10 protein-coding genes are annotated in these 15,530 nt (G+C 44.6%); 2 read left to right on the forward strand and 8 right to left on the reverse strand.

Annotation, left to right across the window (positions count from 1 at the left end):
• Positions 1–38: 38 nt before the first annotated feature.
• From lepB to HRU80_12625, 3 genes are all read right to left on the reverse strand, one after another.
• Positions 39–980, reverse strand: coding sequence for a signal peptidase I (lepB, locus tag HRU80_12615; protein ID QOJ29672.1), 942 nt, complete (start codon positions 978–980; stop codon positions 39–41).
• A gap of 416 nt (positions 981–1,396) precedes the next feature.
• Positions 1,397–2,839, reverse strand: coding sequence for an Asp-tRNA(Asn)/Glu-tRNA(Gln) amidotransferase subunit GatB (gatB, locus tag HRU80_12620; protein ID QOJ29673.1), 1,443 nt, complete (start codon positions 2,837–2,839; stop codon positions 1,397–1,399).
• A 14-nt stretch (positions 2,840–2,853) separates the two neighbouring features.
• Positions 2,854–4,224 carry an alpha-amylase gene (locus HRU80_12625; protein ID QOJ29674.1) on the reverse strand — a complete coding sequence of 457 codons (1,371 nt, stop codon included), beginning with the start codon at positions 4,222–4,224 and terminating at the stop codon, positions 2,854–2,856.
• A 162-nt stretch (positions 4,225–4,386) separates the two neighbouring features.
• Here HRU80_12625 and gldC point away from each other — a divergent pair, with 162 nt between their 5' ends.
• The gene (gene gldC / locus HRU80_12630; protein ID QOJ30548.1) at positions 4,387–4,752 is read left to right on the forward strand and encodes a gliding motility protein GldC; all 366 of its coding nucleotides are present in this window, start codon (positions 4,387–4,389) and stop codon (positions 4,750–4,752) included.
• An 11-nt stretch (positions 4,753–4,763) separates the two neighbouring features.
• Positions 4,764–5,294, forward strand: coding sequence for a hypothetical protein (locus HRU80_12635; GenBank protein ID QOJ29675.1), 531 nt, complete (start codon positions 4,764–4,766; stop codon positions 5,292–5,294).
• 183 nt (positions 5,295–5,477) lie between these two features.
• Here HRU80_12635 and HRU80_12640 read toward each other — a convergent pair whose 3' ends face one another.
• From HRU80_12640 to HRU80_12660, 5 genes are all read right to left on the reverse strand, one after another.
• Complete coding sequence (locus tag HRU80_12640) at positions 5,478–5,969, reverse strand: hypothetical protein (protein ID QOJ29676.1); 492 nt, start codon at positions 5,967–5,969, stop codon at positions 5,478–5,480.
• 187 nt (positions 5,970–6,156) lie between these two features.
• Positions 6,157–6,822, reverse strand: a complete 666-nt coding sequence (locus tag HRU80_12645; GenBank protein QOJ29677.1) for a hypothetical protein — start codon at positions 6,820–6,822, stop codon at positions 6,157–6,159.
• 849 nt (positions 6,823–7,671) lie between these two features.
• Complete coding sequence (locus HRU80_12650) at positions 7,672–10,755, reverse strand: T9SS type A sorting domain-containing protein (protein ID QOJ29678.1); 3,084 nt, start codon at positions 10,753–10,755, stop codon at positions 7,672–7,674.
• Between the two features lie 20 nt (positions 10,756–10,775).
• Positions 10,776–12,398, reverse strand: a complete 1,623-nt coding sequence (locus tag HRU80_12655) for an amidohydrolase (GenBank protein ID QOJ30549.1) — start codon at positions 12,396–12,398, stop codon at positions 10,776–10,778.
• A 200-nt stretch (positions 12,399–12,598) separates the two neighbouring features.
• Positions 12,599–15,436 carry a T9SS type A sorting domain-containing protein gene (locus HRU80_12660; protein QOJ29679.1) on the reverse strand — a complete coding sequence of 946 codons (2,838 nt, stop codon included), beginning with the start codon at positions 15,434–15,436 and terminating at the stop codon, positions 12,599–12,601.
• Positions 15,437–15,530: the final 94 nt, after the last annotated feature.

Genomic DNA, 15,530 nt, shown 5'->3' on the forward strand with positions numbered 1-15,530 from the left:
CGTCTCTGAATTCACAATTCACCATTCACCATTCACAATTATTCAAGTACCATCATAATTCTCTCAAGCCTGACAGAGCCAAGCAGCTTGAAAATATTAAAGAATGGTATTTCTCTGTCCCACGAAAACAGTACCAGAAATGCTGAACCAACCACTGCATCACGGGAAACCGGCCCCCAGAATCTGCTGTCATAACTGTCATTGCGGTTATCTCCGATCATAAAGTAATAATCTTTCTGCACAGTATAAGAGTTAACCGGCTTACCTTTTATGGTCACAGTACCTCCTTTCAATTCTACCACCCTTTCGCCATGTTCGCGGTCAATAAAAGTTCTCCACTGCATATAATTTTCCGGCGTAAGTGTAATTTTCATTCCTGCTTTCGGCACCACATAGGGGCCGTAATTATCTTCATTCCACGGTGCGCCTGCCGGATAAATATAATCTTCCCCTCTGTCAGCAGGTTTTGAGTAAGGAAGTGCATAATGAACATACGGAGGCACCGGGAACTCCTTTCCATTGATATAAGCAACACGGTTAATGATTTGCAGTGTATCACCCGGCATACCAATGAGGCGTTTTACATAGTTTACATTGAGTTCCTTTGGCACCAGATCTTCGCGGTCACCAGGGAATTCAAAAACCACAATATCCCCTGCTTCAGGTTCACGGATACCCGGGATAGTGAAATACGGGAGCGCAATTTCGGTAAAAGGTATATATCTCGGAGAAGATGAGCCGTAGATGAACTTATTCACTATCACAAAATCACCCACCAGAATAGTATTCTCCATTGAACCAGTGGGGATTCTGGTGTTCTGAATAAAGAATGTTATAATGAAAAGTGCGGCGATTAGAGCAAAACCCAGTGATTTAAAAAATTCTATGACTTTTTCTTTTGGAGTTTTTTTTGCCTGTGCGGCAAGTTCTTCGTCTGTGCGGATCCCCAGAATTTTTCTTCCGATTTCCTTAAAATTCAATGTTGTTCCTTAATATATAATTTTCTTTTATAAAACGTTGTTGTTAACCGGTCACCCGCTGCGCGGGTTCACAGATCAGAACAAATCTGATTTGCTATTAATTGGTCACCGCTACGCGGTTCAGTAATGCCTGATAAATTTTGAATCCTCAGCATATAAATCAATCCCAGAGGGATTGCAGATTGGTAGAAAACGCAATCAAACAAAAACCAACCCGACTCCGGAGGAGTCGTATATTGTCGGCCGTTCTCATCAGGACAGGTCGCGACCTGTCCCTACGGTGTTATGTCAACCCGAAATCATCCGGATTTATATCAATCCCGAAGGGATTGCAGATTGGTAGAAAACGCGATCAAACAAAAACCAACCCGACTCCGGAGGAGTCGTATATTGTCGGCGGATTGTCGAACGGTTTTTTATCCGTTAAGCAGCATTTCCTTTAATAATTCATTTACCATTGCCGGATTTGCCTTTCCTTTGCTTTGCTTCATAACCTGACCGACAAAATATCCGAAAACCTTTTCCTTGCCGCTTCTGTATTCCTCTGCTTGCGAGGGTGCTGCTTCAATTACGGAGCGGATAATCTTTTTAATTTCTTCCGGGTCGGAAACCTGAATCAGGTTCTTTTCCTTAATGATTGCCAGCGGTTCTTTGCCAGTCTCAACCATATCAGCGAATACCTCTTTGGCAATCTTGCTGCTGATGGTGCCTTTGCCAATCTCGTTTATCAGGTCAGCCAATGACTGCGAAGAAACGGGAGACTCTTCCGCACCCGCTTTCCGTTCATTCAGCACCTTCATCAGGTCAACCATTACCCAGTTAGACGCCAGTTTGTATTCTTTTGTGCGGGCGGTTACCTGCTCAAAATAATCAGCGATGGATTTTGACTGCGTCAGCACTCCGGCATCATACGCAGGAATCTGGTACTCCTCCATGAACCTCTCCCTCCTTTTTTCCGGCAGTTCAGGGAGGTTTGAACGGACTTCATTTATATACTCCTCTGAGAGCACGACCGGTATCAGATCAGGATCCGGGAAATAGCGGTAGTCATGCGAATCTTCCTTGGTACGCATCGGATGCGCGGTGTTGGTATCAGCATTCCAGAGAAGGGTTTGCTGGATAATTTCTTTCCCATCCTCGAGCAGATCAATCTGCCGTGCAATTTCATATTCAATAGCACGTTCCACACTGCGGAAGGAGTTCATATTCTTCACTTCTGTTTTAGTGCCGAGCTTTGTCTCCCCTTTCTGCCGGACGGATATATTGGCATCACAACGCAGCGACCCCTCCTCCATATTGCCGTCACAGATTCCCAGATACTGCACAATCTGGCGGATAGCCGAAAGATAGAGCACCGCTTCCTCAGCCGTGCGTATATCCGGCTCGCTTACAATTTCAATGAGGGGGACACCGGTGCGGTTGAGGTCAACTAATGTCGCGCTGCCACGGTCGTGAATTGATTTACCTGCGTCTTCCTCAAGATGAATCCGGGTAATTCCGATGGTTTTTTCTTCGCCGGACTGCGGATATACCTTAATATATCCTCCGGTGCAGAGAGGCTCGTCATATTGCGAGATCTGATACCCTTTCGGGAGGTCAGGATAAAAATAATTCTTTCGGGCAAACACTGATTTTTCAGCGATATGGCAGTTGACCGCAAGCCCCATTTTTACAGCATATTCAACGGCTCTTTTATTTAAGACCGGAAGCACACCGGGATGCCCGAGGCAGACCGGACAGACATTGCTGTTTGGTTCATTGCCAAAATCAGTACTGCAGCCGCAAAAGATTTTGGTCCGGGTGGAAAGCTGAGCGTGCACTTCCAGCCCGATAACCGCTTCATAATTTCCGTATAACAAGATTTCAGCAGTCCTTACTTCTTATCAGCTTTGCTGAATGCATAAACACGGTGCTCACCGGGCTGAAGTGTTACAGAAGCTTCTTTGGCAAGAGCGATTTTTGCACCACTGAATATATCCGTCATCTCAGGAAGTCCTTTTACTGATTTTATAACGGTTGTCTGCGGAGATGAAGTCACATTAACCACAACCAGAACTGCATCAGAGCCGTTTCTTCTGAGATAGGTAATCAGCTTTCCGTTGCTGTGCTTTATTGGTTCCATGGAACCGCTCTTTACACTGTGGTGGAGTGCTGAGTTATCCCGCTTGAGCATATTAAGTTTCTTAAAAAAATCAGTTCGGCTTAAGTCGCTCCAGTCAACAGGATCTTTTTCAAAAAATGCCAGCCGTTTTTTATTGCCGGCTTCCTGACCAGTATATATCAGGTGCATACCGGGCAGGGTGGCCGCAAGTACGCTGTAAGCAAGGGCTGCATCGCCAAAGAGTTCAAACTCGGTGCCGTTCCAGGAGTTTTCATCATGGTTGGAAGTGAATCTCATCCTGATACCCTGCGGCGGATAAGGGCTGTCCTGTTTCTTAACTTTTTTCAGGAAATCTTCCGGTTTTTCCTTCCCCTTTGCCATATCCTTCATCAGGTTAAAGGTATCCCATGCATAGCTCATGTGGAATGCATTTTTATGAAGAGCAACTTCGTGAGCTTCCGCCAGCATAAAGACCGGTTTAATGGCTGAAAGTTTTTTATACACACTTTCCCAGAAATCAGTCGGGACCATAGCGGCCACATCGCATCGGTAACCGTCAACATCGAACTCCCGCACCCAGTATTCCAGAGCATCGGTCATGGCAAGGCGCATTTCCTTATTGCTGTAATCAAGCTGAATTACATCCGACCAGTCAGTCCCTCTTGGAGGTGTGAATTTTCCTTCTTTATCCTTAACATAAAACTCAGGATTGGATTTTGACCAGGGATTATCCCACGCGGTGTGGTTTGCCACCCAGTCGAGGATGATGTACATTCCCATCGAGTGAATCTCTTTCACCAGTTCGCGGAATTCCTCCTTTGTGCCGTAAGCCGGATCTACTCCCTTGTAATCCTGTACTGAATAGTAGCTGCCCAGAGTGCCCTTCCGGTTTTCCGCTCCGACCGGATGAATAGGCATGAACCAGAGAATTCCGACCCCCATCTCCTTCAGGCGGGGCAGATGTTCTCTGAATTCCTTTATGCTGCCGCCCGGGCTGAACTGGCGCAGATTAACCTCATAAATGGTCTTATTATGACTCCAGTCCGGCGGTTTGATGTTGGAGTAAGGCTTGGCGAAAAAAGAGAACTGAAACAGTCCCGAAAAAAACAGGGCCAAAATGGTAAAAACCTTGAAATTCAGCATGAAAAACGGCTTTATTTTGATAAATTACTTAAATTCAGGAGCAGAAATATACTGAAAAGAGGAGTAAGAATTTATTATTTTGGTATAGTGTTCCAGGAGTTTTCCTGTGAAGCGCAGTTTCACTAAATTTGTATAAATGTAATAATGGAGTCAGCCACCGATATGGCGCAGCAGTCTGAGATAAAATTCCGTATCACCTTAGATGAATCAAAAATTCCGGAAAAATTAGAGTGGAGTGCCACCGATTCGGAAAACGAAGATTTTTCGGAATGCAAAACCATGATGCTCACTCTCTGGGACGCAAAAGAGCGGGCAACCATGAGCATTGACCTCTGGACAAAAGATATGATGATTGACGATATGAATATCCTTTTTCATCAGACTCTCCTGAAACTCGGGGATACCTACAACCGCGCAACGAACAATTTTGAAATCAGTGAAATGTTCAGAAAGTTTGCTGATGAATTCGCGGTTAAACTTGAACTGCTCCCGAACTCCCCTGTTAAAACCACTGAGAAAGATTTATAGAAGGTTACAAAATGAAGGCAAAACTTTTATTCATCCTCTTTTTCGTTTCCGTTTTCGCTCAGGCGCAGAATCCTGTAATCAATTTTAAAAAGCTGCAGACATTTTTGCCTGAGATGGTGATTACCGATTTCACCCGCTCAAAACCGGAGGGGATGACCCAGACAGCAATGGGAATTTCAACCTCTGAAGCATCCGTTGTATATAACTCAGATAAGCCGGATTCTGCCGGAAATACCATTTCCGTGGAAGTAACCATATCTGACAACATTTTTAACCCATATGTGGTCATGCAGTTTACCATGCTCGGGGAAAATTATGAATCAGAGTCCGAGGATGGTTACGAAAAATTCACAAAAATTGCAGGCAAATATCCCGGAAAAATCTCTGTTACCTCCACTGACTTCAAAAGCTGCCAGCTTGATTTTGCCGTTGGAACCAGAATTTTAGTGAGTCTCCGCTGCAACGGTTCAGATGACATTGCCATTCTGAACAAATTAGTTGACTCAATGAAGTTAGACGAACTGGCAGTGCTGCAGCCGTAACAAAAAATTTTACATAGTAATAAAAAAAGGGAGCAAATGATTTGCTCCCTTTTTAGTTTTAAGACCGTATAGCTATCAACCAAAGAACAATTAGGAAAGCAACAACCTGCTCGAATTCATAATTCATACTTCATACTTCATAATTATTTCAAGAGGGTCATCTTCCTCGTAATACTCTGCTCCTTACCTTCGCCCTATTGCGATGTATGCCTTTCTGTTGTTATAGCCAACTGCCACTATTGTGTTTTTATAAATTTTACACTTGTAAAAACTGCCATTTTGAAATCCCATTTCATCAATGAAGTTTTTCCATTTTAAACCATTAAAGTGAACTATTTCTGTAAATGATCCGCTCACTACTACATCATTAAAGTCTTGAGCATCTACAGATTCGCTGTAATATCTTGCAATTGAGCCAGTTGGAAACTTTATCCAAGACTCTTTTTGATTAAAAATATCCGATTTAGTGAATATTCCATCACCAACCACATAATATTTTAATCCATTTATACTCGCAATATCATCCGCTCCGGATCTTAAACCACCAATACTAAGTTCGGCTACCTTATCCTGTTCACTTACATGATAAATTTTCGGGCTAACCGTCTGATAAGCTAATGAAGCAATCCTGAAGATATCTGTACGCTTATGTCGTAAATTGTTGACAATTGTCATATCCTGAATCCTCAGATCGGTATCTCTGGTAAAATCTTTCCAGACTTTACCTTCCCTTTTCAGTAATGTACCTCTGCTTCCATAAACATATAAACTGCTATCGTTTTTAACGAAATCCCAAATATTTCTCCAACTAATATTCCAGCAACACTACAATCAATTTGAACGTCATTCCCATTATAAACTCCTAAAAATTTCCATTGGTAAAGTATATTTTCTGCCCTGATCTGGTAGCGCCAGCGTTTAGGTAAGCAGATTGAGCCGGTTCACAATCTGAAAAAGTGTTAAATCTTTTCTGTTCCCATTCTTGTCCATTCCAGTGAACAGCGTTAAAGAGATTGTACGAATAAACTGAAGAGTCCTCAAATTTAATTTCTCCAAAAGCCCAAATATTATTCTCGTCAATTATCTCCACATCATATAAAGTGCTGGTACCTACCTCCCCGAAAGACCAGGTTTGCCAGGTAAAGTTCTGGCTGGTTTCTTTTAGTGTTGTTATCTGAGCTTGGTTGGAACCTTTGACAGCTTCATCTTTTTCGTTGAGAATAAATGTCTGAAAGGATAATGACTGTTCTGGTTGGAAGCCACTTAGCAAAAGAAGAGTGTCGTTTTTTGCCTTTATGATTGTTTTAATTTTAACACCATTTTGCCGAATTTCAACATTTGCCGGCTGGATAAGATTGCTGAACTTAAGCTCAAGCCATACCTCGGTGCAAGAGGCATCTAATGCTTCAATAGTAATTTCCGTCTGCCCATACGGGCTGGCGGGTTCTGAGCAGGAGTAAGAACTTAGGGTGATAAACCCCATAGCCGCCCAGAAGAGCAGTTTGGTATGTATAACACGAACGGGCATTGTTGCCTCATTTCTGTTTGTGAATAGAAACTTTTTGTGCCAAAACAGTTAGTTTCAGCTACATAAATACATCAAAAACCGCTAAAAAATGCAGTTTTGCAGTATTCTTAAAAATCTTGGCTAAGAAATTAAAAGGAATGAACCCGGTCCCTTGTTCCTCACCCATCACTTCCCAAAAGGTATTTCATTTACCCAGAAAAATGAAATTGGCAAAGATTTTCTTGATGCCGGAACAAAATTAGGCAGAATCTAATTGATTGTCAAAAAAAAATGATTTTTTTGTAATGCACGGTTAAACGGATAATGCCTCTCTAACACAGAGAATTTATTTGTGTGGTGGTTTTTATTAGTTAGAGCTGTTATATACGATTCCTCCGGAATCGGAGTGGTGGTTGGGTGGTTTTGTTTTCAACCAAGATGTGAACCCACCGGGTTCAGATAAGATTCCGATCCGTATATATCCGTGCTGCTTTGCATCCGTATTTTCCGCGTGCCATTGGCGAAGAATGAGTCTATGCCGGAAAAGACAGATTGTTATCTGTCTGTACGAATCAATTGAGCTTTCTCATTCCGATCCATAGATATCAGAGCTGCTTTGCATCCGTATCATCGGCGTGCCATTGGCGAAGAATGAATCTATGTCGGCGAAGAATGATTGTTATCTGTCTGTACGAAATTCAATTCTTTACGGCTTAGTGGTTTTGCGCGAGGTTGCATTCAGGAGTTTAAGACAGATTGTAGTATGTCTGTGCGGGCAATATTGGAATAACAAAAGCTCCGGCTGTTAACCGGAGCTTTTCAAATTTAAAATCAAGAAAAAAATAATTATTCATTCCGCCGCGGCGGATCTTATTTCAAGTACATCATTTTTCTGCTGAGTAATGAGTTCCCTGCACGCAGAGTGTATATATACAACCCTGATGAAAGTTTAGGCTGCGCGGGGTTAAACTCCGCAGTGTGATAGCCCGTGGTTTTATATCCGTCCGCAAGAACTGCAACCTGATTGCCGAGCACATCATATATAAGCAGACTTACCTCACCCGGCTCCGGAATAAAATAGCTAATCACTGTTGCAGGATTAAAGGGATTCGGATAATTCTGCGAGAGTTCTGCTTTAACAGGGTTGTTCATTTCTTCTTTTACTGAAGAAAGAACAAAATCAAAAACGAAATACTCTCCTGCTTCAATATCACCGTTGCTGTTTCCTGACGGTACCTGCCCTTGCAGCGCACCCTGGTCAGCGGTTTGATACTGTCCCACGGCAATTTTCACTGTGGCAGGAATAAAACCAAACTCCTGCTGCAGGTTGATGCTGCCTTCCAGAATCTGCCCTGCTGCTTTAAGTGTTGCACCAGATGCATCACCCCAGGTCACATAATTATTGGTACTCTCATTTGCAAGATATGCTGAGTAACCGCCAACCTGCCCGCTTTTCGCCCATGGTGCTGAAACCATTCCGCGGACTGAATCTGCAACAAAGATAAATACATCCTTCCCCTGTGACTGAGCGCTCTGTGTTGCAACATAGAGGTCGCTGCCGTTCCAGCCAAGATACAGGTTGACACCGTTGTTGGTTGCAACAATCTGTGCTGTCGCGTCAGGCTGTCCGTCCATCACAAAAGCTGCACCTCCCCCGCCGCCGCCTGAACCGAGCGTAATGAGGAAGTCCTGTCCGTTGTTATTATTCCAAGTATTGTCATTGTAGTGAATAACGAAATTGATTCTGTCAACATTCTGCACCGGATTATTAAACGGTCCTATCTTTATGGTAAGAGTTCCTGATGTATCAGGACCCTGGAATGGTGATTCAACCGCGGGTCCACTCCCATTAAATTTAACCGTTCCTGCAGGCCAGTAGGAGGTGTCCGGGGTTGTCCAGGTATTGCCGACATTGTTCACTCCCCAATGAAGTTTTGCTCCCTGCGATGCATTGGTAACTTTTATCGTAATGGTATCATTCTTTGTAAGTGCAGTCGGAGTCCATGAAACAACGGTACCACCGGTACCGCCGCCTCCGCCGGTGTTAGCGCCGATCCAGACCTGCTTAATTGGTGACATATATATATTACCGTTATTATCCTTTGCTTCGATGTAATAGTCCACCAGTTTATCATTCAGGCCGGAAATGGCTGCGGAGAACTCCTGTGCCTTAATCACCGGTGCCGGAATAGTCTGCGAAGGGATGGTCTTTCCGGTCATTACAATTTCCTGCCATGCACCCACTTCATCACCGCCGGCATAGGTTTCATTCTGAATACTGATCATCGGATTCTGTCCGTCAAGATCAAGACGGTATTTCAGTTTTACATATTCAAGCCCTGATTTGTCATATACATAACTCCAGACCTTCATGTTGTTGGTCTGTGCAATTCCCCACTCAGTCCCGCCAGGATTATATGGCTCACGCTGAGGAATAAATACCGTTGGAGGTGTAAGATCAGTTCCGGTCACCTGCTGTGCAAAGTTATATGCCTGATTCGCTGCACGGGTCGGATGAGAGTCCCAGATGCCGCCAAGAGATCCGTCCCAGTACCAGTAATCACTTGCTTCACCGACAAGCAGATACTTAAATGCATTGATGGTATTCGAATTGTTTGGGTCAATCTGATTCGCGGTATGCACCCAGTTCTTTACTGCTGTGAGAACTCCCCAGCTGTTATGATCGTGGCTGTAACCAGTTGCATCAGGATCGCCGAGCCACTTTTTGAATTCAGGATCGCCGTTATCAGCACCGCTCCATGAGCCGTCTTCAATATGGATGACATCATTGGGATCGGGCGGATACATTTCAAGATAATCCTGAATGGTGGTACAGACAAATCGGGAAGGATTTGCCTGCAGCCAGTTTACAAAGTTCTGGAAATTACTTCCGTAATAGCTGTCGGTTCCCCCGCCATAGTTATCACCATCATGGTGAAGCACTATCAAAATCGGATGCTGCGGATCAGTGTTATACTGCTCAAGCTGGCTCATGACCGCTTCATAATTGAGTGCCCCAAAACCGCCGCGGCCGTCTTCGTTCCCCATATATCTGTCTGCCGGGACTGCAATAATCTTTGTTTTTTGTCCGGTCTGCGGATCAACATACTCTACATAATGGGGCTGTCTTCCCCAGCGTGCTGAGTTGCGTGTGGGAGCCCAGAGTCCGTTCAGCTGTACCCAGTCATTGGGATTGGGATTAAGCTGATCAGCCTTGTTTGGTTCATATATATTACCGCTTGTGTTAAAGGGATAGCCCTGGGCAGCACGGTCAAAATGAACATTATCAACCAGAATCCACTCGATACCCTCTGCCGCAAGTGAAGGAATCATCCTTGGAGTGAAAGCATTCTCCGGCGGAAACATACCCTTTGAATAGGGGCCGGGGAAGTTCTGTGAAAAAATCTGCTTATGCATCTGAATCTGCTTCCGTATATCCAGATCATCAATCAGCCCCATCAGCGGATGGAAATATCCGAAGGCAACCATATCCATTCTCGGGTTGCCAAGTGTGGTATTCTGGTTCTTACTGAAATTCCAGTGAGACTTCCAGTTAATAAAGTTGCCGTTGCCGTTTACCTCAAGAGCATTAAGATTTTCAATGAGCGTTCCGGAAAAACTAACCTGGGCGCCGAAATGAGGCATATTCGCGTTTACCCCCTTCTGCACCGCGTTTTTCGGCCAGCTGGTGTAGGGTCCTGTGCGGGAGTTATGAATGTCTATCACATTAAAGGGATAGCGGTTATTCTGCTGCGTCTGGATAATGCTTTCATACGGCCAGTAAATCGGCTGATGCATGTGCCAGAGGAACGCAATATATATAGGCGGATTGTTTTTTATTTCATGCTTTGTTTTTCCGTCCTCACCGGTGAAGCCGGTTGAAAGGAACCAGAAAGTCATCATCGTGATAATGGTCAGGGCATATTTCATCCCTGCCTTCAGGGTCTGTTTCATCGTATCGTATCCTGTTATAGTTATTTCTTATATATTGTGGCTCCGTCAAACACGGTCATTGCCACCTCAACATCCTTGATGGTCTCGGGAGCAATGGTAAAAATATCTTTTTCAAGAATCACAAAATCTGCGAACTTACCCGGCTCAATTGAACCTTTCACCTTCTCTTCAAAAGCGGCATAAGCATTCGTTATAGTATAACTGAGCACTGCTTCTTCTACTGAAATTTTCTGATTCGGTATCCATCCGTCCGGATTAAGTCCGTCAAGTGTAGCCCGGGTAACTGCTGCATGAATGCCAAGAATCGGGCTTAACGGCGCAACCGTCCAGTCACTTCCGAATGCCAGATGCACTCCTCCGTCAAGATAGCTTCTGAAGGGGTAGGTGTACTGAATCCGTCGTTTGCCGATCCGCTTTTCTGCCCAGCATCCGTCGTCTATTGCATGATACGGCTGAACCGAAGCTATTACGCCAAGGCGCTTAAACTGGGGGATTTCTTCAAACCGGACATGCTGAGCGTGTTCAATGCGGAAACGGCGGTCCCATTTTGGATTAACACTGGTAATTTCTTCAAACAGGTCAAGTATATATTTATTTGCTTTGTCTCCGATCGCATGCACTGAAAGCTGCAGAAGGTTTTTATCCGCATCAATTGCCCACTCTTTCAGGCGGCCGTCAATCACATAGTCATTCGGAAGACCGCTCGTGGTGGTATCCTGGTCGTAGGGTTCAAAAAACCATGCGGTGCTGCTGCCGAGAGAGCCGTCAGCAAATACTTTCAGCGAGCCCAGTTTCAGCAGATCACTGCCAAAGCCATAGGTAATTCCTGCATTAACCAGATTCTTATATTCATACACCGGAAGGCGTGTATATACCCGGCAGGTGAGTTTCCCCTGCTTTTCAAATCGCTGATAGGCAAGCAGATCGTTTCTGTAGGTGATGTCCTGAATACTGGTAACTCCAAGCTTTTTTGCATGCGCAAGTGCAAGTTCAAGCGCGCGGTCATATTCTGAAGGGGAGTGATCCGGAATCAGCGTATATACAAGACCCATTGCGTTATCCTTCAGCATGCCGGTCGGCTCTCCTGTGACGGGATCTTTTACGATCAGTCCTCCTTCAGGACTTGGTGTATCTTTAGTAATACCTGCAAGCTTGAGCGCGTAGGAATTAACCAGAGCCATGTGTCCGTCAAAGCGGTCAATCATCACCGGCTGATTTGGTGTGAACTCGTCAATCCATTCTTTTCTGGGTAGGTCCTTTACTTCCCATGCTTCATGATCCCAGTTGCCGCCTGTTATCCATCCGTCGGGATGTTTCTTTACGTACTCTCTGATGATATTCTTAAACTCTGTTGTGCTTTTAGCACCGCGCAGATCAAGTCCGTCAAGATAGAATCCGCCTGAAAGGAAATGGGTGTGATTATCAATAAATCCCGGCAGCATCAGTTTCCCCTTCAGGTCAATCACCTCTGTGGACTTATCGGTGAATGCTGCTGCATCCTTTTCCTTTCCGGCAAAAACAATCCTGTTGCCGTGGGTTACCACTGCCTCCACCCACTTGTTTTTAAGGTCAGAGGTAAAAATCTTTCCGTTTTTATAAAGCTTTTTTGCTGTAACGGGGGTGTTTGAGGCAAACACATTCATGATGAAAAGTCCTACCAGAAGGAGTATGAAGGTCTTCATTACGGTTATTCCTGAATTGTCCGGATTGAGAACAAGTTTGTTTACGAAAATTCCCCCAGCCGGATGACAATTTACGAAAGCGGAGAATTCATTTAAAATAAAAAACCCGGAGCATTTTCATACTCCGGGTTTAAGAATTCTGAGGAACTCAGAAACGAATCTTACTTGGTAAGAATCATCTTCTTAGTTTCAGCGAATGTTGAACCGTCAACACCGTTAGCTTCAATCTTGTAGAAGTAAACGCCGCTGCTCAGTTTTGAAGCATCAAAGCTGAGTGAGTGAACGCCGGCTTCTCTGTTCTCGCTGATCAGGAGCATTACTTCCTGGCCGAGAGTGTTGAAGATTTTGAGCGATACGCGTGATTCAACTCTTAAACCGAACTTAATGGTGGTTGAAGGGTTAAACGGGTTCGGATAGTTCTGGCTGAGTGAGAATTCAGCAGGAGCTGTAACATCAACTTCAACTTCAGGACTATAGGAGAAAGTACCGTCATGGTCAACCTGTTTCAGTCTGTAGATATAGGTACCGGCAGGAACTGAGTTATCGGCGAATGAATATACTTTTGGTTCGCTGGTGGTTCCGTAACCAGGTTTGAATCCGATATTCTGGAAAGTACCGTTCTGGCTCTTTCTTTCGATTTCAAATCCTGCGTTGTTAACTTCAGTAGCAGTTGTCCACTCAAGACGAACAACACCGTCTGTTACTGAGCCCTTGAATGAGGTCAGTTCAACAGGAATGGTTCCGTCTGTATCAAGATACTGGAAAGCGCCATCCAGGAAACGTCCGATTGGTGAACCGCCAGGACCATCAATCGCAGGACGGAGTGACTCAAGGTCAACACCAAAAGTTACGATTGTATAGGTAGCTCCGACTTTTCCGATTGCATTAGTTGCACCATCGCCTCTGAACTTATAGAGGTCATGAGTGGTATTAGGATCAAAACGTGAAATAACATCAGGCCATGAACCAACAGTACTGTCAGGGATATTGAAGTTGATATGTGAACCAACTAAGCCCTGGTTTGCACCTGAAGCCGGTCTGTCAAGAACAAAGTTCCAGCCAAGCCAGTTGTTAACGAAATCAAGATCATAATAGGTAGAAGCAGATCTGCCATAGTTATAACCGATATCTTCAGAGAAGATAGCGGCTCGAGATCTCTGACCCTGAGGCGGATTTGAAAGATATGCTTTAAGTGAATCTTTCTGTCTTATAGACATTGATGAAGTTCCTTCACCGATGAAGAGCACCTTTTTATATCCTCTGAAAGAGATTGCATTTGTGGAAGTGTTTGTACCTCTGTTGAAGAGGTCAAAGGAGATACCCCTTCCGCTAAGCCATGCAGAAACTGAATCTTTTGATGCACGGCATGCAACACTGGATGAGTCATATGCAATAAGCACATCGCCCTTACCCTGTCTCTTGAAGGTAATGTTAAATACATCGGTGGAGCGGAGAGAATCGAGGCCGTTATATGCCCAGACTGCCCACTGACCGCTGATGGAGTCACCAGGATTAACACCGAGAGTTCCGAGAACAGCGTCAAGCTGATTATTAATCACTGTAAGAGCGGTATCATATCCGCCGCCATTTGCAGGAAGAGTAAGTACTACTGCATTTACTCCCTTTAATCCGGTTCCGAATTTCCATTTGTAAGTAACACCGTCTCCTGATTTTCTCCAGTTAATATTAACAGGTGTGCCGTTAAATACTGAAGTAACCACGGTTGAGTTATTTGCAGGATTGGAAAGTGCAAATGGAGTAAGAGCCGGGAGAGCTCTCTGCAGAGTTATTGCTCTCGGGCCGTTTGCAGCTTTCAGTGAATCGTTGTCAGGTAAATTGCCTCTGAATGCCCACACGTCCCACTGGCCTACAACGCTTCCTCCCGGAGGAACGCCATTTTCAGCAAGCAGCTGGTCAATCTGACCAAGTGTGAGAGTTAAAGAGTTAGAACCTGCAGGGAAAGTAAGAAGTCTTGGAGGAACGGTAGGACTTCCGAAAATCCATTTATATGAAGCACCGGCTCTTGAAGTATCCCAGGTAATGGTTACCGGGGTAGTTGAGTTAGGTACGGAGGTTACAACTGTACCGGCAGCAGGAGCGGTAAGGTTAAATGGCTGAAGAACACCGGCATCAAGGGTCAGAAGTTCATAAGCAAACAGTCTGTCAGGAACACCCTGGAGAACACCGCCAAGAACAAGTTTACCGGCAACGAAATCAGTTGAAAGGAAAAGTCCGCCTCCAATTGCTCCTGCGTTACCTAAACCAACATCAGTAAGAACATCGTGCTGAACACCAGTTGGCTGCCCTGTAGCAATGCTAATCTGGATTATGTTTTGCGGAGTGTTTGCTCCCGCACCCTGGCTCCAAACCCAAAGGTAAGGACCACCCGGTGATCTGCCGTCCCAGGTAAGACCATAGGTTCCTGTAATAGCAGTATTATTTATCTGCGTGAGCAGAGCACCTGTTCTGCTGACAAGATAATAATTGAGATTGCCGGCATTCCAGTTACCCATCCAGAAACCGCCATTTCCGCCGTCAGCGGTAGGATCGAAGCTTACGAAACGACCGGTAACCGTAGATGGAGTTGTAATGGTAGCCACTGTTGCTCTGGTAGCCGGATCAATTTTTCTGATAGCTGCAGTGTTAGCAACTGCATAAACAAATTCACCATCCCAGGTAAGACCGCGTGTACCGGTAAATCCTGAAGTGACAAATGAGTCAACTGCCGTTCCGGCAGCATTGAAAACTATGATTGAACCAGAGGCCCAGCGGGAAACCCAAAACTGCTGTAATGTAGGAATCCAGACAACTCCGGCATGTCCTAATGCTCCGCCTGTTGCAGCCTGGATATTTACATCAAATACAACATCCCACATTGCCTCAGTGGGGTTGCTCTGAGTAAATCCTCTCAGTTCAGGAGATATTTCTCTGCTATCCTGAGCCATAAGGTTCATTGAAAGCAGGAGAAGAATGAAAAATGGTAAAAAGGTTCTTTTCATTGAATCCTTCCTTTAATTAATTATTGATGAGTTGTAAATTTCAAAGGCCATTGAACCGCATCATCTGCAGTTTATATCCGTTAAAATCTTTTTT

This window comes from Ignavibacteriales bacterium (assembly GCA_015709675.1).
GTDB lineage: Bacteria > Bacteroidota > Ignavibacteria > Ignavibacteriales > Ignavibacteriaceae > H2-BAC3.